Source organism: Streptomyces luteolifulvus (genome assembly GCF_008806595.1).
In the GTDB taxonomy this organism is placed as follows: Bacteria; Actinomycetota; Actinomycetes; order Streptomycetales; family Streptomycetaceae; genus Streptomyces; species Streptomyces luteolifulvus.
This window is the reverse complement of record NZ_VZRB01000026.1, coordinates 1-20,719: the sequence shown is the minus strand read 5'-3', so window position 1 is coordinate 20,719 and position 20,719 is coordinate 1. Positions and strand designations below refer to the sequence as shown.

Annotated in this window: 17 protein-coding genes and 1 pseudogene; 12 read left to right on the top strand and 6 right to left on the bottom strand. The window is 71.1% G+C overall.

What is annotated here, in order from left to right:
- Nucleotides 1–56: 56 nt before the first annotated feature.
- A complete protein-coding gene (gene radA / locus F7R91_RS29845; RefSeq protein ID WP_150953723.1) occupies nt 57–1,466 on the bottom strand; it encodes a DNA repair protein RadA in 1,410 nt (469 codons plus the stop codon).
- 172 nt (nt 1,467–1,638) lie between these two features.
- Here radA and F7R91_RS29840 point away from each other — a divergent pair, with 172 nt between their 5' ends.
- Nucleotides 1,639–3,333, top strand: a complete 1,695-nt coding sequence (locus F7R91_RS29840; protein WP_150953720.1) for a BACON domain-containing protein — start codon at nt 1,639–1,641, stop codon at nt 3,331–3,333.
- Nucleotides 3,334–3,336: 3 nt separating this feature from the next.
- Here F7R91_RS29840 and F7R91_RS29835 read toward each other — a convergent pair whose 3' ends face one another.
- Nucleotides 3,337–4,203: a hypothetical protein gene (locus tag F7R91_RS29835; protein ID WP_150953714.1), complete on the bottom strand. Its 867-nt coding sequence runs from the start codon at nt 4,201–4,203 to the stop codon at nt 3,337–3,339.
- Between the two features lie 83 nt (nt 4,204–4,286).
- Between F7R91_RS29835 and F7R91_RS29830 the strand changes: the two genes are divergently transcribed.
- The 4 genes from F7R91_RS29830 (at nt 4,287) to ilvD (ending at nt 8,824) form a co-directional block, all read left to right on the top strand.
- Nucleotides 4,287–5,219, top strand: a complete 933-nt coding sequence (locus tag F7R91_RS29830) for a Ppx/GppA phosphatase family protein (RefSeq protein WP_150953711.1) — start codon at nt 4,287–4,289, stop codon at nt 5,217–5,219.
- A gap of 149 nt (nt 5,220–5,368) precedes the next feature.
- Nucleotides 5,369–6,193, top strand: a complete 825-nt coding sequence (locus F7R91_RS29825; protein WP_150953708.1) for a sugar phosphate isomerase/epimerase family protein — start codon at nt 5,369–5,371, stop codon at nt 6,191–6,193.
- Nucleotides 6,190–6,795: a TetR/AcrR family transcriptional regulator gene (locus tag F7R91_RS29820; RefSeq protein WP_150953706.1), complete on the top strand. Its 606-nt coding sequence runs from the start codon at nt 6,190–6,192 to the stop codon at nt 6,793–6,795. The genes F7R91_RS29825 and F7R91_RS29820 overlap by 4 nt, the downstream gene beginning before the upstream one ends.
- 175 nt (nt 6,796–6,970) lie before the next feature.
- Nucleotides 6,971–8,824: a dihydroxy-acid dehydratase gene (ilvD, locus tag F7R91_RS29815; protein ID WP_150953703.1), complete on the top strand. Its 1,854-nt coding sequence runs from the start codon at nt 6,971–6,973 to the stop codon at nt 8,822–8,824.
- 69 nt (nt 8,825–8,893) lie between these two features.
- Here the strand turns inward: ilvD and F7R91_RS29810 are convergent, their stop codons facing one another.
- The gene (locus tag F7R91_RS29810; protein WP_150953700.1) at nt 8,894–11,050 is read right to left on the bottom strand and encodes a serine/threonine-protein kinase; all 2,157 of its coding nucleotides are present in this window, start codon (nt 11,048–11,050) and stop codon (nt 8,894–8,896) included.
- Between the two features lie 183 nt (nt 11,051–11,233).
- Here F7R91_RS29810 and F7R91_RS29805 point away from each other — a divergent pair, with 183 nt between their 5' ends.
- From F7R91_RS29805 to F7R91_RS29795, 3 genes are all read left to right on the top strand, one after another.
- Entirely contained in the window at nt 11,234–11,551 is a 318-nt protein-coding gene (locus F7R91_RS29805) for an SH3 domain-containing protein (RefSeq protein WP_150953697.1), read from the top strand.
- A 42-nt stretch (nt 11,552–11,593) separates the two neighbouring features.
- The gene (locus F7R91_RS29800; RefSeq protein WP_150953695.1) at nt 11,594–12,094 is read left to right on the top strand and encodes an EamA/RhaT family transporter; all 501 of its coding nucleotides are present in this window, start codon (nt 11,594–11,596) and stop codon (nt 12,092–12,094) included.
- Between the two features lie 168 nt (nt 12,095–12,262).
- Complete coding sequence (locus F7R91_RS29795) at nt 12,263–13,051, top strand: class I SAM-dependent methyltransferase (RefSeq protein WP_150953692.1); 789 nt, start codon at nt 12,263–12,265, stop codon at nt 13,049–13,051.
- Here the strand turns inward: F7R91_RS29795 and F7R91_RS29790 are convergent.
- On the bottom strand, nt 13,015–14,448 hold the full coding sequence (locus F7R91_RS29790) for a SulP family inorganic anion transporter (RefSeq protein ID WP_150953689.1): 1,434 nt from the start codon (nt 14,446–14,448) through the stop codon (nt 13,015–13,017). The two genes, F7R91_RS29795 and F7R91_RS29790, sit on opposite strands and share 37 nt — an antisense overlap.
- A 239-nt stretch (nt 14,449–14,687) precedes the next feature.
- Here F7R91_RS29790 and F7R91_RS29785 point away from each other — a divergent pair, with 239 nt between their 5' ends.
- From F7R91_RS29785 to proC, 3 genes are all read left to right on the top strand, one after another.
- Nucleotides 14,688–15,497, top strand: coding sequence for an ABC transporter ATP-binding protein (locus F7R91_RS29785; protein WP_150953686.1), 810 nt, complete (start codon nt 14,688–14,690; stop codon nt 15,495–15,497).
- Complete coding sequence (locus tag F7R91_RS29780) at nt 15,494–16,309, top strand: ABC transporter permease (protein ID WP_408056071.1); 816 nt, start codon at nt 15,494–15,496, stop codon at nt 16,307–16,309. The genes F7R91_RS29785 and F7R91_RS29780 overlap by 4 nt, the downstream gene beginning before the upstream one ends.
- 229 nt (nt 16,310–16,538) lie before the next feature.
- Nucleotides 16,539–17,351: a pyrroline-5-carboxylate reductase gene (proC, locus tag F7R91_RS29775; RefSeq protein WP_150953683.1), complete on the top strand. Its 813-nt coding sequence runs from the start codon at nt 16,539–16,541 to the stop codon at nt 17,349–17,351.
- Nucleotides 17,352–17,414: 63 nt separating this feature from the next.
- On the opposite strand, the gene F7R91_RS29770 is transcribed toward proC, so the two are convergent.
- Nucleotides 17,415–17,999, bottom strand: coding sequence for a cysteine hydrolase family protein (locus tag F7R91_RS29770; RefSeq protein WP_150953680.1), 585 nt, complete (start codon nt 17,997–17,999; stop codon nt 17,415–17,417).
- Between the two features lie 74 nt (nt 18,000–18,073).
- Between F7R91_RS29770 and F7R91_RS29765 the strand changes: the two are divergent.
- Nucleotides 18,074–19,090 (top strand): annotated as a pseudogene (locus F7R91_RS29765) (GlxA family transcriptional regulator); the annotation flags it as partial.
- On the opposite strand, the gene trpS reads toward F7R91_RS29765, so the two are convergent.
- On the bottom strand, nt 19,009–20,058 hold the full coding sequence (trpS, locus tag F7R91_RS29760; RefSeq protein ID WP_150953677.1) for a tryptophan--tRNA ligase: 1,050 nt from the start codon (nt 20,056–20,058) through the stop codon (nt 19,009–19,011). The pseudogene F7R91_RS29765 and the gene trpS overlap by 82 nt on opposite strands.
- Nucleotides 20,059–20,719: the final 661 nt, after the last annotated feature.

Below are 20,719 nucleotides of genomic sequence, written 5' to 3'. Positions count from 1 at the left end.
CTGGCGCTCCCGTCCGCACTCTCGGTTCGTACGGACGGGCGAGACCAGGGCAAAGTCTACCGGCGGTCCTCCGCCTCCTGTGGGGCGTCTCGTCGACGCGAGCGCGGAAGGACTCTCAGGGCGTCCCCCACGTCCGCCACTTCCAGCACCTTCATGCCTGGCGGGATCTTGCCGGGATCGGCCGGTACCAGGGCGTGCGTGAAGCCCAGACGGTGTGCTTCGGTGAGCCGGCGCTGGACGCCCGTGACCCGTCTCACCTCGCCCGCGAGTCCCACCTCGCCGATCGCGACGAGGTTCTGCGGCAGCGGGGTGTCGCTCGCGGCCGACGCCAGCGCCAGGGCGATCGCGAGGTCGGCGGCGGGCTCCGAGAGCTTCACACCGCCGACCGTCGCGGAGTAGATGTCCCTTTTGCCCAGGGCGCTGATCCGGCCCCGCTGTTCGAGGACGGCCAGCATCATCGAGACGCGGGAGGTCTCCAGACCCGAGGTCGTGCGCCGGGGGGAGGGGATCTGCGAGTCGACGGTGAGCGCCTGGACCTCGGCCACCAAGGGACGGCGGCCCTCCAGGGTGACGGTCAGGCAGGTGCCCGGGACGGGCTCGTCACGCCGGGTCAGGAAAAGCCCGCTCGGGTCGGCAAGCCCCGTGATGCCCTCGTCGTGCAGTTCGAAGCAGCCGACCTCGTCCGTCGCGCCGTAGCGGTTCTTGACACCGCGTACGAGCCGGAGGCGTGCGTGGCGGTCGCCCTCGAAGTGCAGGACGACGTCCACGAGGTGTTCGAGGAGACGGGGCCCGGCGATGGCGCCGTCCTTGGTGACATGGCCCACAAGGAGCGTGGACATCCCGCGCTCCTTGGAGGCCCGGATCAGGGCCCCCGCGACCTCCCGCACCTGCGCCATGCCGCCGGGGGCGCCGTCGATCTCCGGCGAGGCGACCGTCTGCACCGAGTCGAGGATCAGCAGCGACGGCTTGACCGCGTCCAAGTGGCCGAGCACGGCGGCCAGATCGGTCTCGGCGGCCAGATACAGGTGGTCGTCGATGGCCTTGATGCGGTCGGCGCGCAGCCGCACCTGGCTCGCCGACTCCTCGCCGGTCACATACAGGGTGCGGTGCTCGTCACTCGCCGACTTGGCCGCCACGTCGAGCAGGAGCGTGGACTTGCCGACGCCGGGCTCGCCCGCGAGCAGGACGACGGCACCGGGCACCAGCCCGCCGCCGAGCACCCGGTCCAGCTCGGGCACACCGGTGGGACGGGCGGTGGCCTGGCGCCCGTCGACCTGGCCGATGGGCAGGGCGGAGGTGGTGACACGTCCCGGCGTCGTCGTACGGACAGCGGGCGCGCCGTACTCCTCGACCGTCCCCCATGCCTGGCATTCCGGGCAGCGGCCGAGCCACTTGGCCGTCTGCCAGCCGCACTCGGTGCAGCGGTAGGACGGACGGTCCTTGGTGGTCTTCGCACGGGCAGCCATGGACGGAACCGTAGCCGAGGCCACTGACAACGCCCGAGGGCGGAGGATGGTGTTCCTCCCGCGCTGCCCGGCCGCTCACGGGACCATGGACATGAGGGATCGTTTCACCCGTACGGATTAAATGTGCTCAAGCGGGAGGAAGGGGCTGCCGTACGCCGCCTACGGTCCATGGATGAGCAGCAGTTCGGAGACCTCGATCCGTACCACCGGCGCTCACCGGGCCCACCGGGAAGCGCGTGACCGCGCCGCCGCACGCTCGCTGGCCCAGCGGCCGTTCGCGCGCTGCGAGCCGTATCTGGACGGCCTGTTCACCTACTGTCTGTCCGTGCTGTGCGAGCACGAGGCGGCGACCGCCGCCCTCGGGGACGCCCTCGCGCTCGCCGAGCGCCGCCGTGGCCCGGACGGCGCCGACGACCGCAGGGCCTGGCTGTACGCACTGGCCCGCTGGGCGTGTCTGCGCAAGCTGGCCGAGGCCAGGCAGAAACGTCAGGGCACCCACGCGGCGGGCCGCCCCACCGCCGGCCGGAAGCCTCCCGCACAGCCCGCCGCACCGCCGGTCGCCGAAGAGACCCAGAAGCAGCGCCGGCGTGAACTCGCCCTGCTCGCCTGGCCGGAGGCGGCCGGCACCACCCCGGAGCAGCGCGAGGCGCTCGAACTCGCCGTGCGCCACCACTTGGCCGCCCCCGAGGTCGCCGCCGTCCTCGGCATGGACCCGGCAGCAGCCCGCGAGCTGCTCGCCACGGCCGCCTGCGAAGTGGAGCGCACGCGCGCGGCGCTCGCCGTCGTCGAGACCGGCGCCTGCCCGGACGTGGCCCGTCTCACGGGCGACAGCCGGCTCGTGCTCAGTACGGCTGTACGCCGTGAGCTCGTCCGGCATGTCGACGACTGCCCGCGCTGCCGCCGTACCGCCGAGCGCGCCGTGCCCGGCCGCTGGCCCGGCGCCAGTGTCACGCCCGCCGAGCTGCCGGTCCTGGAGGCGCCCCGCGCGGCCCTGCGCTCCGCCGTGGCGCACCTTCCCCGCGCGCGGGGGAGCGCCGCCCCGCGCTTCGACCGGCGCGGATTTCCGATGGACCCCAAGGACCGCGCCGCCCGAAGAGAGCGCCTGCGCGCGCGTGCCGTCACGACGACGGTCGTCGCCACCGTCGTCGCCGCCCCGGTGCTCGCCCTGTGGGCCGCGTACCGGGGTGAGCCGGCCGTCGAGGGCCAGGACGGCCGCTCGGCCTCGGCCAGCGAGGCGCGGGGCCCGGGCAGTCTCGACGGTGAGGCGGCGGGCGACGGATACGCGAATGCTGGCAACGCCAGGACCAGCCCCGGCGGCCGCTTCGGCAAGGGTTCCGGTGCTGTCTCCGTCGAGGTCGTCAGCGTCACCGGCGGCGACCGGAAGGGCCAGGCCCGCCTGGGTGTGTCGGCCGGGCACAGCGGCGACACCACACTCATCACCCTCACCGCGACCGGGTCCGCCCCGGTCCGCTGGTCCGCGACCACGGCCGCCCCCTGGCTCTATCTGAGCCGGTCGTCGGGAACCCTCGACCCCGGTGACACGGTGACGATCAAGGTGTACGTCGATCATCTGCGCGAGCCGTCCGGCCGCTGGAGCGCGCGCGTGGCGATCGCGCCCGCCGGTGCCGTCGTGACCATCGAGGGTTACGGCAGGGCGCCCCGTCCCTCCGACCCCGACCCGGGCGACCCGCCCCCGCCCGGCCCGGACCCGACACCGACGGCAACGGTCGTCTCGGACCCCACGCCGGCCGACCCGCCCTCGTCACCGGACCCGGAACCGACCCCCAGCGACACCGCCCCGACCGACCCGGGGGGCTCGCCCACGCCGCCCGCGGGCGGCGGCGACCCCACCGTGGCCGCTCCGTAGGGGTCAGTCGACCGGATCCGCCGGATGAGGTGCCAGCAACGGCAGCTGCGAGGCCAGCCGCTCCTCGCACAGCTCGGCCAGACGGTCGTAGCCGGCCTTGCCCATCAGCTCGGTCAGCTCGGCCCGGTAGGACACGTACACCGGGTCGCCCGCGCCGTGCGCCGAGGTCGCCGAGGTGCACCACCAGTGCAGATCGTGGCCGCCCGGGCCCCAGCCGCGCCGGTCGTACTCACCGATCGACACCTGGAGCACGCGGGTGTCGTCGGGCCGGTCGATCCAGTCGTAGGTCCGCCGCACCGGCAGCTGCCAGCAGACGTCCGGCTTGGTCTCCAGCGGCTCGCGGCCCTCCCTCAGGGCCAGGATGTGCAGCGAGCAGCCCGCGCCGCCCGCGAAGCCGGGCCGGTTCTGGAAGATGCACGAGCCCTGGTAGGGGCGGGTCTGCCGGGAGCCCTCGTCGTCCTCCGAGATCCAGCCCGTCTTCGTGCCGACGTCGTGGTGCTGCCAGATCTCCGGCGTGAGCCGCGCCACGTGCTCGGCGACCCGCTTCTCGTCGTCCTCGTCGGAGAAGTGGGCGCCCAGCGTGCAGCACCCGTCGTCCGCGCGGCCCGCCTGGATGCCCTGGCAGCCGCTGCCGAAGATGCAGTTCCAGCGGGAGGTCAGCCATGTCAGATCGCAGCGGAAGACCTGTTCGTCGTCCGCCGGATCAGGGAACTCCACCCACGCCCGCGCAAAGTCGAGGCCCTTCTCGTCGTCCGCCAGGGCCTTCTTCGACTGCTTGGACTGCTTCGACAGCTTCGCCTGCTTCTCCGGCGAAGAACCGCCGACAGATTTGGCCGCCTTGTCGTCCTTCGCCTTTTTCGTCTTTGGCACGCGTCCAGGGTAAGTCGCCCGAGACCCCTCCAGGGACAGCACGGAGGACGGAAGTCCGCCCAGGTGGCAGTAGCGTTCCGTACATGAGACTCGGTGTCCTCGACGTGGGATCGAACACGGTGCATCTGCTGGTGGTGGACGCACACCCAGGCGCGCGCCCCCTTCCCGCCCATTCGCACAAGGCGGAGTTGCGCCTTGCCCAACTTCTCGACGAGAGCGGAGCTGTCGCCCCCGGCGGGGTCGACAGGCTCATCTCCGTCGTTCACGAGGCGCTTCAGGCCGCCGAGGACAAGGGCGTCGAGGATCTGCTCCCGTTCGCGACCTCCGCCGTGCGCGAGGCCAGCAACGCCGACGACGTCCTCGCGCGCGTGCAGGCGGAGACGGGTGTGGAGCTGCAGGTCCTCACCGGCGCGGAGGAGGCCCGGCTGACCTTCCTCGCCGCCCGCCGCTGGTTCGGCTGGTCCGCGGGCAAGCTGCTCGTCCTCGACATCGGCGGGGGCTCGCTGGAGATCGCGTACGGCATCGACGAGGAGCCCGACGCGGCCGTCTCCCTGCCGCTCGGCGCGGGCCGCCTCACCGCCGGCTGGCTGCCCGGGGACCCGCCCCAACCGGACGACATAAGGGCCCTGCGCCGCCATGTCCGTGCGCAGATCGCTCGTACCGTCGGCGAATTCAGCCGTTTCGGCGCCCCCGACCACGTCGTCGCCACGTCCAAGACCTTCAGGCAACTGGCCCGTATCGCCGGCGCCGCCCGCTCCGCCGACGGCCTGTACGTCCAGCGCGAACTCAAGCGCGAGTCCCTGGAGGCCTGGGTCCCACGCCTGGCGGGCATGACCACCGCCGAACGCGCCGTACTCCCCGGAGTCTCGGAAGGCCGCGCCAACCAGCTCCTGGCCGGCGCCCTGGTCGCCGAGGGCACGATGGACCTCTTCGGAGTGGACAACCTGGAGATCTGCCCCTGGGCCCTGAGAGAGGGCGTGATCCTGCGGAGGCTTGATCACATGGGCTCGGCATGACGGACCCACGGGGGCGGGGCTGTGACGTTGCGGCTCCGCCGCGTGGGCGCGACGAGCCCCGACGCACCCGCACCCGCCCACGTGGCAAACCCCACAACGGCGAATAGGCACCCCGCCCCCACCCGACCGCACCCCGTAACCTGTCCCCCATGGCGGAGCCAGTCGTACGCATCCCGGATGCGAAGGTCGCGCTGTCCACGGCCTCCGTGTACCCGGAGTCCACGGCGACGGCCTTCGAGATCGCCGCGCGCCTCGGCTACGACGGAGTCGAGGTCATGGTGTGGACCGACCCGGTCAGCCAGGACATCGAGGCGCTGCGCAGACTCAGCGACTACCACGGCATCCCGATCCTGGCGGTGCACGCGCCGTGCCTGCTCATCACCCAGCGCGTGTGGTCCACCGACCCGTGGGTGAAGCTCCAGCGGGCCCGGGCTGCGGCCGAGAAGCTCGGCGCGAGCACGGTCGTCGTCCACCCCCCGTTCCGCTGGCAGCGCCAGTACGCCCGTGACTTCGTCACCGGGATCTGGCGCATGGCGAACGAGACGGATGTGCGGTTCGCCGTCGAGAACATGTACCCATGGCGTTACCGCGACCGCGAGATGCTCGCCTACGCGCCCGACTGGGACGTGACGAAGGACGACTACCGCCACTTCACGCTCGACCTCTCGCACGCCGCGACGGCCCGCTCCGACGCACTGCAGATGCTCGACCGCATGGGCGACCGTCTCGGGCACGTCCATCTCGCGGACGGCAAGGGCTCGGCGAAGGACGAGCACCTCGTTCCCGGCCGCGGCGGCCAGCCCTGTGCCGAACTGCTGGAACGCCTCGCCCTGACCGGCTTCGACGGCCATGTCGTCATCGAGGTCAACACCCGGCGTGCCATGTCCGGAGCCGAGCGGGAGGCCGACCTCGCCGAGGCGCTGGCCTTCACCCGCCTCCATCTTGCCTCGGCAGTGAAGGTGCCGCGGCGATGACCGGCGCGACCGCCCGGCGCCGGGGCCGGCCTCCTCGTACGGAATCCGCCGACACCCGCGACCGCATCCTGGCCGCGGCCCGCGAGGAGTTCTCCGAGCGGGGTTACGAGAAGACGTCCGTGCGCGGCATCGCGAAGGCCGCCGGGGTGGACTCGGCCCTGGTCCACCACTACTTCGGCACCAAGGAACAGATCTTCGCGGCGGCCGTGGAGGTCGCCTTCGCGCCCGCCATGAATGCGCCGGAGGCGATCGCCGACGGTCCCCTCGACGGGGTCGGCGAGCGGCTGACCCGCTTCGTCTTCGGCGTCTGGGAGAACCCGACCACCCGTGCGCCCCTGCTGGCGATCCTCCGCTCCGCCGTGAGCAACGAGACCGCCGCCGCCGTCTTCCGCCGGCTCGTCGCCGCGCAGCTGCTGCGCCGTATCGCCGCCCAGCTGGAGCTGCCGGACGCGGAGCTGCGCGCCGAACTCGCGGCGGCGCAGCTCGTGGGTACGGCGATGCTGCGATACGTGATCAAGGTGGAGCCGCTGGCCTCGGCGGATCTGGAGGCGATCATCGCGCGGCTGGCGCCGGTGGTGCAGGGGCACCTCACCGACCCCTGATCAGCCCAATCCCCGAAGCGCAGGGCACCCGATCGCCGAGAGCAGGCGACACGGGCTCTGAGATGTGCATCCCGCATTCCGGACGACGTGTCCGCCCCTTGGAGCAACCGGCGTACGCTCGACTCAGTCAGAATCCCGAAATCTCTGACAGCCGTCTCTGAAGGAGCGAGCGACGATGCCCGAGCTGAGGTCCCGCACAGTCACCCACGGCCGCAACATGGCGGGCGCCCGCGCCCTTATGCGCGCCTCCGGTGTACCCGGTGCGGACATCGGCCGCAAGCCGATCATCGCCGTCGCCAACAGCTTCACGGAGTTCGTGCCGGGCCACACCCACCTCCAGCCGGTCGGCCGGATCGTCAGCGAGGCGATCAGGGAGGCGGGCGGCATCCCGCGCGAGTTCAACACGATCGCCGTCGACGACGGCATCGCCATGGGCCACGGCGGCATGCTCTACTCCCTGCCCTCCCGCGACCTGATCGCGGACAGCGTGGAGTACATGGTCGAGGCGCACTGCGCCGACGCCCTGATCTGCATCTCCAACTGCGACAAGATCACCCCGGGCATGCTCAACGCGGCCCTGCGCCTGAACATCCCGGCCGTCTTCGTCTCCGGCGGCCCGATGGAGTCCGGCCGGGCCACCCTGGTCGACGGCACGGTCCGCACGCTCGACCTGGTCGACGCGATCTCCGACGCGGTCAACGACAAGATCTCCGACGAGGACATCTCCCGTATCGAGGAGAACGCCTGCCCGACCTGCGGCAGCTGTTCCGGCATGTTCACCGCCAACTCGATGAACTGTCTGACCGAGGCCATCGGCCTCTCCCTGCCCGGCAACGGCTCGGTCCTCGCCACGCACACCGCCCGCAAGGCGCTGTACGAGAACGCGGCCCGCACGGTCATGGACATCACTCGCCGCTACTACGAGCAGGACGACGAGACGGTCCTGCCCCGCTCCATCGCCTCCTTCGCGGCCTTCGAGAACGCGATGGCCCTGGACATCGCGATGGGCGGCTCGACCAACACGATCCTGCACCTGCTCGCCGCGGCCCAGGAGGCGGGCGTCCCCTTCGGCCTGGAGCAGATCGACGCGGTCTCGCGCCGTGTGCCGTGCCTGGCGAAGGTCGCCCCGAACGTCGCCAAGAACCGCACCTACTACATGGAGGACGTGCACCGCGCCGGCGGCATCCCCGCCCTGCTCGGCGAACTGCACCGCGCGGGCCTGCTCAACGAGGACGTGAACTCGGTCCACAGCCCGTCCCTGGCCGACTGGCTGAAGACCTGGGACGTGCGTGGCGGCTCCCCGTCCGCGGAGGCCGTCGAGCTGTGGCACGCGGCGCCCGGCTGCGTCCGCTCCGCCGAGGCGTTCTCCCAGTCCGAGCGCTGGGACGCCCTCGACGAGGACGCCGAGGGCGGCTGCATCCGCTCCGTCGAGCACGCCTACTCCAAGGACGGCGGCCTCGCGGTGCTGAAGGGCAACCTGGCCGTCGACGGCTGTGTGGTGAAGACGGCGGGCGTCGACGAGTCCATCTGGACCTTCGAGGGCCCGGCGGTCGTCTGCGAGTCGCAGGAGGAGGCCGTCGAGAAGATCCTCAACAAGCAGGTCACGGACGGCGACGTCGTGGTCATCCGCTACGAGGGCCCCAAGGGCGGCCCGGGTATGCAGGAGATGCTCTACCCGACCTCCTTCCTCAAGGGCCGCGGCCTCGGCAAGACCTGCGCCCTGATCACCGACGGCCGTTTCTCCGGCGGCACCTCCGGCCTGTCCATCGGCCACACCTCCCCGGAGGCCGCGTCCGGCGGCACCATCGCCCTCGTCGAGGACGGCGACCGCATCCGCATCGACATCCCGGACCGCTCCATCGCGCTGCTGGTCGACGAGGCCGAACTGGCCCGCCGCGAGCAGGCGCTGGGCGGGACGTACGCCCCGAAGAACCGCGACCGGAAGGTGTCGGCGGCGCTGCGGGCGTACGCGGCGATGGCGACCAGCGCGGACAAGGGCGCGGTGCGGGACGTGAGCCGGCTGGGCTGAGAGCCGCAGGCTCCGAGGGCTCGCCCGCTTCCTGGGGCCGCCTCCGTGCGGGGGCGGCCCTTTCGCGTGCTACCAGGTCGAGGGGTTGCGCCCGTTGACGCCGAAGACGGTGCCGTCGGGGGCGCCCGCGAACACATGGCCGTCGGCGATCAACGGCTCGGGCAGCGAGCCCGCGACCCGGTCCGAGTCCGTGCCCGGCCGCGGCTTGGTCTGCCCGACCAGCTTCCCCCTGCGCGTGTCGACCGCGAGGAGCCGCCCGTCGGCGGCCGTGAAGAACACATGCCGGTCGTCCACGACCGGAGTCGAACCCCGGTTCACGGCCGTCTGAAGGCTCCAGAGCTGCTTCCCCGCGGCCAGGTCGACGGCCGCCAGAGCACCGTCGGCGGCCAGCAGATGGACGACGTCCCCGTGGACGGCGGCCCGTGCACGCGCCAGCGGGAACGGCAGAGCCACCCGCCGCAGGTCCTTGTCCCCGGGGGTGTAGCGGACAACGGCCTTCGTCTCCTCGTACACCGGATCCACGGCGACGAAGTACACGGACCCGCCACGCACGCCGACCGGTCTCAGCGAGCCCTTCAGCTGTGCGTCCCACCGCACGTCCCCGGTGGCCGGGTCCACCGCGCTGATCCGTGTGCTCGACCCGTCGTCGGAACTGCTCGCCGCATAGGCGAGCGAGTCCTCGCCGAACGAGGAGAAGTACGGCGTCTTCTGATCCGGCACCCGCCGGCTCCACTTCGTCTCGCCCGAGGAGCCGTCCACGCCGGTGACCGTCCCGTCGGCGCCCGTCAGCAGCAGCACGCCCCCGGCGTACGCCGTCCCACTGTGCGCCGGCGCGTCCCGGTGCCAGCGCGTCCTGCCCGAGGCGGGATCGAGCGCCTCCAGCCGCCGCCCGTCGTTCGCCGACACCTGCACGAGCCCGCCCGACAGAACCGGCGGCTCACTCCTGCTGGACTCGGCGACCCGGTGCCGCCACAGCACGGTGCCGTCGGACGGGTCGAGCGCGAACACCACGCCGGGCTGGGCGCAGAGCAACATCCGTGCCCCGTACGAGCATTGCGAAGCCGCCGCCTTCCCGGCGACCGGCTTCGTCTCCCACGACGTGAACCCGGCCGCGGCGACCGGGGAGCCCGATTCCTTCGGTACGGGGCTTCCCCCGCCGCGCAGCATTGGCACCGAGGCGAAGGCGGCGACCACGGCCAGGCCGAGCACACCGGCCACCATGAGCACCTGCCTGCGCGGGCTCCTCTTCGTGCGAGGACCCTGCTTCTTCCTGTCCGCGCTGTTCTTGTTGTTCTTGTTGTCCTTGCTGTTCTTGCCGTTTCTGCCACGAGACTCCTGCGCGGGCGGCCGCGCGTCGGTGGTCCGCTGCGCCGGTATGAACGCCTGGGTCTCGTACGACGCGGCCACCGATCGCAGTTCCCGCATCAGCTCGTCCGGGGTGGGCCGGTCCTCCGGTTCCTTGGCGAGGCAGCGCAGCACCAGCGGCGTGAGATTCTCCGGAACACCCGTCAGATCCGGTTCGTCGTGCACGACCTGGTACGCGACGACGTACGGACTGTCGGAGTCGAACGGCCCGCGCCCCGTCGCCGCGTGCACCATCACGGACCCGAGCGCGAACACATCGGCGGCCGGTCCGACTTCCCGCGGCCGGCGGAACTGCTCGGGTGCCATGAACGGAGGCGTCCCGATCAGCTTCCCCGTCTCCGTGCGCAGTTCGCTGTCCTTGGGCCGTGAGATGCCGAAGTCGATGACCTTCGGCCCGTCCTCGGCCAGCAGCACATTGCTCGGCTTCAGATCCCGGTGCACGACCCCGACCCGGTGGATGTCGCGCAGCGCCTCGGCGAGACCGGCCATCAGACGGCGCAGCTGGTCGGGCTCCATGGGCCCGTTCCGCTTCACATGGTCCGAGAGGGTCGGTCCGGGGATGAACAGCGTGGCCATCCAGGGCCGTTCGGCCTCGAAGTCGGCGTCGACGACGGACGCGGTGAAGGCCCCGCTGACCCGCCGCGCGGCGGCCACCTCCTGGCGGAAACGCCCCCTGAACTCGGGATCCCTGGCGAACTCGGCATGGACGACCTTCACCGCGACCCGCATCCCGGAGGTGCTCCGGGCCAGGTGCACGACCCCCATGCCGCCGGAGCCGAGGGAGGACTCAAGACGGTAGTGACCGGCGTACTCGGGAAGTTCCGCTTCCGCGCCCGCTCCGGCGTTCTGCTGTGGCGCCATGGAACCACCCCCGGTGCTGTTCGTCCGCGCGCGCGACGCAGGGAGCCTAGTCGATGACTCGTACGAGTCAGAGGAGGCTTGCTAGCCTCCATGTACGAGTTGCGCATATGTGTTTCATCACGCGTATCAGGGGAATCAACGTGGCCCCATGGCAGTCATGGGGTTCAACGGGGGGAGTTCGGTATGTCAGTCGACCGTGTCGACGAGGCCGGAGCGGCCGAGGCCGTCGAGGAGGCCGTCACGACGACGGCCCTGCACTACTACCCGGTCGCGCCGGGCGTCCGGCTCAATGTCCGCAGTGGTCCCGGCACGACGTACAGCATCGTCCGGGTACTGGCCGAGGGCGCCAGAGTCCCGATCTTCTGTCAGACACCGGGCTCGACGGTGACCGGCCCGTACGGCACCACCAGGATCTGGGACAACATCAACGACGGCGAGTACGTCTCGGACGCGTATGTGAAGACGGGCGCCGACGGGTACATCGCCCCGCGCTGCTCCTGACGCGCCACGGAGCCCGCGGACACCCCGAGTCATAATCGACGGGTGAGCGACGAGAACGGCACCCCGTCCACCCCCGCGGGCTCCACCGGCCCCCGCCCGGAGCCCCTGCGTTTCTTCGGCACGACCTGGGTGAACCACGACGACGGCTACACCCTCCGCCGTGTCGCCGCGTCCGCGGGTTCACTCGCCGCCGCGGTCGCCTCCTGCCTGGTCCTGCGCTTCGCCTACGAAGGCCTCCAGATCGCGGACATCGGCACCTTCGTGACGTTCCTGGTCGTCGTCATGTTCGCGGTGTGCAGCGCCCTGGCCTTCCGCCACACCTGGGACGGCTTCACCAAGCGCCACGACCCGGCCCGCCAGGCCTCCCTGCGCGGCCTGCTGGCCATCGGCTTCGTGGGCTCGCTGCTCGCGTACTTCTTCCGCTCCCTCACCGAGGCTCCCGGCGAAAAGCTCCACCGCGAGGAGTACGACAGGGCTCGCGCCCAGCACGAGAAGCGCACCGGCCGCCGCACGGGCAACCCGTCGAAGAAGCGGAAGCGATAACCCAGACCGTCCGGCGTTTGATCCAGCCCGTCCGGCGTTTGAGGACGAGGCCGTTGAGGCCGAAGGGGGGTCTGGCGGCGCAGCCCCAGGGGACGGGAAGGGGCAGGGGCAGGGGCGGCGGGGGCGAAAAACCCGATGCCGTCCCACCCCGCCCGCCACCATGGCCGTATGACCACACCCTCGGCCTCCGCACCCCCGCCCCCCTCCCACACAAGCCGAGCCCACTCCTTCAACGCCGCCGCGGCCCAGTACGCCGCCAACCGCCCCTCCTACCCACCCGCCCTCTTCGACGCGATCGAGGCCCTGACCGCCCGCCCCCTCACCGGCTCCCGGGTCGCAGACATCGGCGCCGGAACCGGCATAGCCACCGCCCTCCTCCGCGACCGCGGCGCCGATGTGATCGCCGTCGAGCCCGGCGAGGGCATGGCGGCCCAGTTCCGCCGCGCCCTCCCCGGCATCCCGGTGATCAGGGGCAACGGCAACGCCCTCCCCCTCACCGACGGCTGCGCCGACCTCCTCACCTACGCGCAGTCCTGGCACTGGACCGACCCCGCCGAGTCGATCCCTGAGGCCTTCCGCGTCCTGCGCCCCGGCGGCGCGCTCGCGCTGTGGTGGAACACCGACGCCCTCGACGTGCCGTGGATCGCCGAGGAGGCGGACCGCATCGGCCGCTTCCTCGGCATCGACATCGCGGCCGAGAAGGCGGGGGCCGGCGCTCGCGCCCCCGACCCGGACGGCCGTCTCGACTTCGCCGTCCGCCGGCTCCGCTGGAGCCGCCGCGTCCCCGTCGACATCCATCTCGCCAACGTCGGCAGCCACTCCCTCTTCCTGGTCCACGACGAGGAGGCGGCCGCCGCCTTCTTCACCGAGGAGCGCGCCCATCTGCTGCGGGCCTTCCCCGACGGAATCGTCGAGGAGATCTACGACGTCGACCTGCTGCTCGCCACCAACTCCTGACCACGTGCGGCGGCCCACCCCTCAAGGGCCGCCGCACACGCGTGGTCCAGGTGCCGCAGCCCGCCCAGTTCAAGCTTGACCTCCCGGTCGTGCGGCAGGGACTCCAGCTCGTCCAGCAGCTTCGGCAGCCGCAGAAACGTCGCGTGCCCGAGCACCCGCACCAGCAACCCGCCCTCCCCCCGGTCCTCGGTCTCCACATGCACATGGCTCGCGTCCCACGCCGTCTTCCCGATGGCCAGCGCCAATCCGACCAGCACCCCTTCGAAGAGACTCCCGGCAAGGATCACCCCGGCGGTCACCCCCAGCACGACGACCTCTCCCCGATGCCCGCGCCACAGCCCGCGCACCTCCCGCACCGGCACGAGCTTGCACCCGGCATGCACCAGCAGTCCGGCCAGCGCCGCCACCGGGATGAGCCCGAGCACCCCGGGCAGCACGACCGTGAACACCAGCAGCCACACCCCGTGCAGCACCCGCGACGCCTTGGTCCGCGCCCCGGCCTGCACATTCGCCGCACTCCGCACGATCACCGCGGTCAACGGCAGGGCCCCGAGCACCCCGCACACCGCGTTCCCGGCTCCCTGTGCCATCAACTCCCGGTCGTAGTCGGTCCGCGCACCCCGGTGCAGCCGGTCCACCGCCGCCGCGCTGAACAGCGACTCGGCGGACGCGATCAGCGCGAAGGCGACGACGGTCCCGATCACCCCCACTTCCGTAAGCCGCCCGAAATCCCCCGCCTCCGGTACGCGCACGGCATCCAGCAGCCCCCGGACGTCGACCCGCCGCACCCCCAGGTCGAACGCCCCGGTCACCGCAGCCGCCAGGGCCACCGCCACGAGCGGCCCGGGCACCAGCCGCGCCGCCCGCTTCCACCGCGGCCACAGCAGCAGTACGGCAAGGGTGGCACCGCCCACTGACAACGCCACCGGATCCAGCAGCCCCGGCAGCGACACCAGCCCGGCGACCTTCCCGAGCCCGGTCGCCGGTGCGGCGGCGTCACCCAGCGCGTACACCTGCCCGGCGACCAGCATCAGCCCGATCCCGGCGAGCATCCCCTGTACGACGGCCACGGACACGGCCCGGAACCACCGCCCGAGCCGCAGCGCCCCGAGCCCCAGCTGCACGAGCCCCGCCGCGAACACCAGCACTCCGAGCGTTTCGAGGCCGTACCTCTGCACGGCTTCGTACACGAGCACCGTCAGCCCCGCCGCCGGCCCGCTGACCTGCAGGCTGCTGCCGGGCAGCGCCCCGGCGACGAGCCCGCCGACGATTCCGGTGACCAGCCCCAGTTCGGCGGGCACGCCCGAGGCCAGGGCCACTCCGACGCACAGCGGCAGCGCGACGAGAAACACGACGAGGGAAGCGGACAGATCGGCCTTGCGTACGCCACAGCGCATGACAGAAGCACCTCCAGGGATGTGGGAGATGCGTGGGCGCCGAGCCGGGGGAGGGGCTCGGCGAACTGAAATCCATTGTCAGGAACGGAAGGACGTCTGTGCAGCCCCGTCCGAGTGACCAGGCGGGGGCACGGAGGCACACGGCCCGGGGCGTCCGCTCCCGATCGCCACACCATGCGCCTGCGCCGCCGAACACGCCCCACTTGACGGCGAACCGGCCCGCGAGGATTATTCATCGCATGATGAATTATTCTTCCGGTCCGCCGGAGACGGAGAGCCGCACCCTGCCCACCCCAGCCGTACGCGCCGAAGGCCTCACCGTCGTCCGAGGCCCCCGCACGGTCCTGCGCGGCCTCGACTTCACCGTCCCGCGAGGCCAGATCACCGGCCTCCTCGGCCCCTCCGGCTGCGGCAAGTCGACCCTGATGCGCGCGATCGTCGGCACCCAGGCCAAGGTCACCGGCACCCTCGACGTCCTCGGCCTCTCCGCAGGCCACCCCACCCTGCGCACCCGCATCGGCTACGTCACCCAAGCCCCCTCCGTCTACGACGACCTGACCGTCCGCCAGAACCTCGACTACTTCGCCGCGATCCTCACCCTCGGCCGCGCGGCATCCGCCCGCCGCACCGACATCGACCGCGTCCTCGCCGACGTCGACCTCACCACCCACGCCGACTCCCTCGCCGGCAACCTCTCCGGGGGCCAGCGCAGCCGTGTCTCCCTCGCGGTCGCACTGCTCGGCACCCCCGAACTCCTGATCCTCGACGAGCCGACCGTCGGCCTGGACCCCGTCCTGCGCCGCGACCTGTGGAACCTCTTCCACGACATCGCGGCCTCCCGCGGTGCCACCCTCCTCATCTCCTCGCACGTCATGGACGAGGCCGAGCGCTGCCACCGCCTGCTGCTGATGCGCGAGGGCGAGATCCTCGCCGACGACACCCCGGACGCCCTGCGCACGCGCACCGGCTCGGAAACGGTCGAGGCGGCCTTCCTGCACCTGGTCGACGAGGCCGCAGCCGCCGGCCGGCGAAAGGAAACGGCCCGATGAGCACACCGACGACGAAGAAGCCGACGAAGCCGACGAAGAAGCCGACGATGAACACCACCGCCCCCACGAGCGCCCTCAACGTCTCCCGCACCACCGCCACCGCGGCCCGGGTCCTCCGCCAGCTCCGCCACGACCCGCGCACGATCGTGATGATGATCCTGATCCCCTGCGTGATGCTCTTCCTGCTGCGCTATGTCTTCGACGGCAGCCCGCGCACCTTCGACGGCATCGGCGCATCCCTCCTGGGGATCTTCCCGCTCATCACGATGTTCCTGGTCACCTCCATCGCCACCCTGCGTGAACGCACCTCCGGCACCCTCGAACGCCTCCTCGCCATGCCCCTCGGCAAAGGCGATCTGATCGCCGGCTACGCCCTCGCCTTCGGCACCCTCGCGATCATCCAGTCGGCCCTCGCGACGGGCCTGGCCGTCTGGTTCCTCGGCCTGGACGTCGTCGGCAGCCCCTGGCTCCTCCTCCTGGTCGCCCTCCTCGACGCCCTCCTCGGCACCGCCCTCGGTCTGTTCGTCTCCGCCTTCGCAGCCTCGGAATTCCAGGCGGTCCAGTTCATGCCGGCGGTGATCTTCCCCCAGCTTCTCCTCTGCGGCCTCTTCACCCCCCGCGACAACATGCACCCGGTCCTGGAAGCCATCTCCGACGTCCTCCCCATGTCCTACGCCGTCGACGGCATGAACGAGGTCCTGCGCCACACGGACATGACGGCGACGTTCATCAGGGACGTCCTGATCGTGGCGGGGTGCGCACTCCTGGTCCTGGGACTGGGCGCGGCGACGCTACGGCGCAGGACCGCGTGACCGCAGCTCACCGCCGGTCGGTCCCGACCCGCGGCGGGCAGTCGTGCCGCTGGGGCGGCGCCCGTCCCAAAGAAGCGGCACCCCCTCAGCTCCGGGCTGCGCTACCCACCCGTCCAGAACCGGCCGAGGGCGCTCCAGCCACGTTCCGCCCACCGGACAGACAAGCCGCACACGCACCCCCGATGCGAGGATGCCTGTAGGACGACGCACCCCCGGAGGGCCCCGCACCATGACCCAGAAAGTCGCAGTCCTCGGCACCGGCAAGATCGGCGAAGCCCTGCTCAGCGGGATGATCCGCGCAGGCTGGGCACCGGCCAACCTTCTGGTCACCGCCCGCCGCCCCGAGCGTGCCGAGGAACTCCGCACCCGCTACGGCGTCACCCCGGTCAGCAACCCGGAGGCAGCCAAGACCGCCGACACCCTGATCCTCACGGTCAAACCGCAGGACATGGGCACCCTCCTGGACGAGCTCGCCCCGCACATCCCCGCCGACCGCCTGGTGATCAGCGGAGCCGCCGGTATCCCCACCTCCTTCTTCGAGGACCGGCTTGCCGCCGGCACCCCCGTAGTCCGCGTCATGACGAACACCCCCGCCCTTGTCGACGAGGCCATGTCCGTCATCTCGCCCGGCAGCCACGCCAGCGAGGAACACCTTGCGCACGCCGAGGAGATCTTCGGCGCCGTCGGCAAGACGCTCCGCGTCCCCGAGTCCCAGCAGGACGCCTGCACGGCACTCTCCGGCTCCGGCCCGGCGTACTTCTTCTACCTGGTCGAAGCCATGACCGACGCCGGCATCCTCCTCGGCCTGCCCCGCGACAAGGCCCACGACCTGATCGTCCAGTCCGCGATCGGCGCCGCCACCATGCTCCGCGACAGCGGCGAACACCCGGTCAAGCTCCGCGAGAACGTGACCTCCCCCGCCGGCACCACCATCAATGCCATCCGCGAACTCGAGAACCACGGTGTACGGGCCGCCCTCATCGCCGCCCTCGAAGCCGCCCGCGACCGCAGCCGCGAACTGGCCTCCGGCAAGAAGGACTGACCTCTCCCCAAGAACCGACCTGCTCCCCGGGGGCGGCCCGACCTGCTCCCAGGGGGCGGCACATCACCCCGCCGCAGCCACGATCTCCTTCGCCGTCACCACGCGCGCGAAGCCGCCCCCATGCAGGGACACCGCCGACGACTGCGCCACCTCCTCGGCGCTCCGCCGCCAGCCGAACGGCCCCTCCAGATCGAAGGTGTACGTGGCGTCGAACGCCACCATCACGTCGTACCCGAGATTCCCGCCCATCCGCGCGGTGGTCTCCACGCACATGTTGGTCTGGATCCCGGCCACGACGATCTGCGTGATCCCCTCCGCCTTCAGCCAGCCGTCCAGCTCGGGCGTGCCATAGAACGCCGAGTTCACCGTCTTCGTCACCAACAGCTCCGCTCCGGCCCCCTTTCCGCGCCGCCGCTCCACGTACTCCTTGAACTCATTGCCCGCATACCCCGCCCGCAGGGGCGACCGCGGCGTGTCCGAGTCATGGCGGACGAAGACGACCGGCCGCCCCGTCGACTGCCATACGTCTATGAGCGACGCGATGCTGTCATCCGCCCCGGGGTTGTTCCGCGGCCCCCAGAAGTCCAGTTCCTCGAAGCCCTTCTGGACGTCCACGACAACCAGCGCTGCGTTCTGTGCGATCTCCATGCCCACGATGCTGCCGTCGCGGACCCCCTCACCCCAGGGCTACAGAAGTCAGCGATCGATGGTTTACTGCCACCGTGGAGCATGCGTACCGCGTCGCCCTGGTCGCCTTTCCCGGTGTCCGCGCCTTCGACGTCTCCGTCATCACCGAGGTCTGGGGCGCCGACCGCACCGACCGCGGCGTCCCCGCCTTCGACCTCCACCGCGTCGCCACCGACACCACCCCGGTCCCGATGCGCGGCGGTCTCACCCTCCTCCCCGACCGCACCCTCGGCTGGCTCCACCGGGCCGATCTCATCGTGATCCCCGGCCTCGACGACCACCTCACACCCGCACCCACCCCCGTCCTCGACGCCCTTCGCCGCGCCCACGCCCGCGGCACCACCATCGCCGCGCTCTGCGGCGGCGCCTTCACCCTGGCCCAGGCCGGCCTCCTCGACGGCCGCCGCGCCATCACCCACTGGAATCTCGTCGACCTTCTTCGCGCACACCACCCCCAAGTCAGCGTCGTCCCCGACGCCCTCTACATCGAGGACGACAACATCTGGACCGCGGCCGGTACCGCCGCCGGCATCGACCTCTGCCTCCACCTCGTACGCACCGCCCAGGGAGCCGAAGCGGCCGCCACCATCGCCCGCTCCATGGTCACGGCCCCTTTCCGCACCGGAACCCAGGCACAGTTCATCGAGCACCCCACTCCCCACACGGACCGGGACGCCGACGCCCTGGCCGCCGTACGCGAACACGCGTTGCGCCACCTGCACGAACCGCTCACGGTCGCCGACCTGGCCGCCCAGGCAGGTATGTCCGCGCGCTCCTTCGCCCGCCACTTCACCGCGGCGACCGGCACGACCCCCCTCCGCTGGCTCCTCGACCAGCGCATCGCCGCCGCACAGAAGCTCCTGGAACGCACTGACCTCCCCATGCCCGAGGTTGCCCGCCGCGCCGGCTTCGGCAGCGAGGTCACCATGCGCCAGCACTTCGCATCGCGCCTCGCCACCAGCCCACGCGCCTACCGGGCCGCGTTCAGCACAGCCCCGGTATCAGAGGGGGAGCCGCTGTCGGACACGGCAGGCAGCAGCCCGATCGCACGGTATGCGGCATCCACGGTCGGCCGGGCCAACGCCCGCGCCCTCTCCGCTCCATCCCGCAGCACCCCCTCCACATAGCCCGGATCCGCGCACAACTCCCTGTGCCTTTCCTGCACGGGCCTGAGAACCTCCACCACCGCCTCCGCGGTGTCCCTTTTCAAAGCGCCGTACGACTCATATACACCGCTCAAGCCCGAAGGGTTCCCACCCGTGCAGGCCGCCAGGATCTCCAGCAGATTCGCCAGGCCGGGCCTCGCCTCAGGGTCGTACACGACGTCCCGCCCGCTGTCGGTCACGGCCCGCATGATCTTCTTCCGCACCACGTCCGGCTCATCCAGCAGATAGACGATCCCCGGCCCGGCGTCGTCGCTCTTGCCCATCTTCGACGTCGGCTCCTGGAGGTTCATCACCCGCGCAGCCACCTGCGGACGCGTGGCTCTCGGCACCACGAACGTGTGCCCGTACCGCTGGTTGAACCGCACCGCCAGATCCCGGGTCAGCTCCACATGCTGCGTCTGGTCGTCCCCCACCGGCACCTCGTCGGTCCCGTACGCCAGGATGTCCGCCGCCATCAGCACGGGATACGTCAGCAGCGACAGCCGAACACTCCCGCCCCGCTCCCGCTCCCGTGCGGCCTTCTCCTTGTACTGGATCATCCGCCGCATCTCGCCGTCCGTGGCCACGCACTCCAGCACGTACGACAGCCGCGTGTGCTCGTCCACATGACTCTGTACGAACACGGTGCACAGCTCGGGATCCAGCCCCGACGCCAGAAGCAGCGTCGCCGCCTGCCGACTGAGTCGGCGTACTCGCGCCGGATCGTGGTCCACGGTCAGCGCGTGCAGATCGACGATGCAGAACAGCGCGTCCGCCCGGTGCTGGTCGACGGCTGCCCACCGCCGCATGGCTCCCAGATAGTTCCCCAGCGTCAGGTGCCCGGTCGGCTTGATCCCGCTGAAGACCCGCGTCATCTCTCCACCTCCTGGTAGAGACCGCCGAACCGTCGGCCGGCCCCGGGAGGGAGATACGAGAACGGCCGCCGGGTCGGCGGCCGTTGCATGCATACGTGAGTACGGCCGCCGTCAGGCGGCCCACCACTGCTGGGTGCACGTATGCGTCGTCATGGATCCCAGCGTACGCCGCCGGGGGACCGTCCGGCCCGAAGTTGACACACCTGGGGCCGGTACGTAGTGTTCTTCGGGTTGTCCGACGTGAGCGCCGACTTCGGTCGGTCCCCGGGCAGCCATTCCGTAAGTACCAGCCAAGACCCGACGATCAGTCGTACTGCCGTCGTGCCATTGGTATGCGTATTTTCGAAATGAGGAATCCCGTTCGAAAGGACGCGGGCCTCCGATTAGCTCGGGAGCCGGGAATCCGCTAAAGTCTCACTCGTCGGAACGGCCCAACGGCCGCGAGGACAAATCCCGCTGACTGGGAGTCAGGCCCGAAAGGATCTGATAGAGTCGGAAACGCAAGACCGAAGGGAAGCGCCCGGAGGAAAACCTGAGAGATGGTCTCGGGTGAGTACGAAGGAAGCGTCCGTTCCTTGAGAACTCAACAGCGTGCCAAAAATCAACGCCAGATATGTTGATACCCCGTCTCCGGCCGTCACGGCCGGGGCGAGGTTCCTTT

Coding starts and splice junctions, on each gene's coding strand:
- F7R91_RS29830 (WP_150953711.1), top strand. CDS start 4,287: ATGAGACTCGGTGTCCTCGACGTGGGATCGAACACGGTGCATCTGCTG.
- trpS (WP_150953677.1), bottom strand. CDS start 20,058: ATGACGCGGGTCTTCAGCGGGATCAAGCCGACCGGGCACCTGACGCTG.
- F7R91_RS29840 (WP_150953720.1), top strand. CDS start 1,639: ATGAGCAGCAGTTCGGAGACCTCGATCCGTACCACCGGCGCTCACCGG.
- radA (WP_150953723.1), bottom strand. CDS start 1,466: ATGGCTGCCCGTGCGAAGACCACCAAGGACCGTCCGTCCTACCGCTGC.
- F7R91_RS29780 (WP_408056071.1), top strand. CDS start 15,494: ATGAGCACACCGACGACGAAGAAGCCGACGAAGCCGACGAAGAAGCCG.
- F7R91_RS29795 (WP_150953692.1), top strand. CDS start 12,263: ATGACCACACCCTCGGCCTCCGCACCCCCGCCCCCCTCCCACACAAGC.
- F7R91_RS29810 (WP_150953700.1), bottom strand. CDS start 11,050: ATGGCGCCACAGCAGAACGCCGGAGCGGGCGCGGAAGCGGAACTTCCC.
- F7R91_RS29785 (WP_150953686.1), top strand. CDS start 14,688: ATGATGAATTATTCTTCCGGTCCGCCGGAGACGGAGAGCCGCACCCTG.
- ilvD (WP_150953703.1), top strand. CDS start 6,971: ATGCCCGAGCTGAGGTCCCGCACAGTCACCCACGGCCGCAACATGGCG.
- proC (WP_150953683.1), top strand. CDS start 16,539: ATGACCCAGAAAGTCGCAGTCCTCGGCACCGGCAAGATCGGCGAAGCC.
- F7R91_RS29770 (WP_150953680.1), bottom strand. CDS start 17,999: ATGGAGATCGCACAGAACGCAGCGCTGGTTGTCGTGGACGTCCAGAAG.
- F7R91_RS29805 (WP_150953697.1), top strand. CDS start 11,234: ATGTCAGTCGACCGTGTCGACGAGGCCGGAGCGGCCGAGGCCGTCGAG.
- F7R91_RS29790 (WP_150953689.1), bottom strand. CDS start 14,448: ATGCGCTGTGGCGTACGCAAGGCCGATCTGTCCGCTTCCCTCGTCGTG.
- F7R91_RS29820 (WP_150953706.1), top strand. CDS start 6,190: ATGACCGGCGCGACCGCCCGGCGCCGGGGCCGGCCTCCTCGTACGGAA.
- F7R91_RS29825 (WP_150953708.1), top strand. CDS start 5,369: ATGGCGGAGCCAGTCGTACGCATCCCGGATGCGAAGGTCGCGCTGTCC.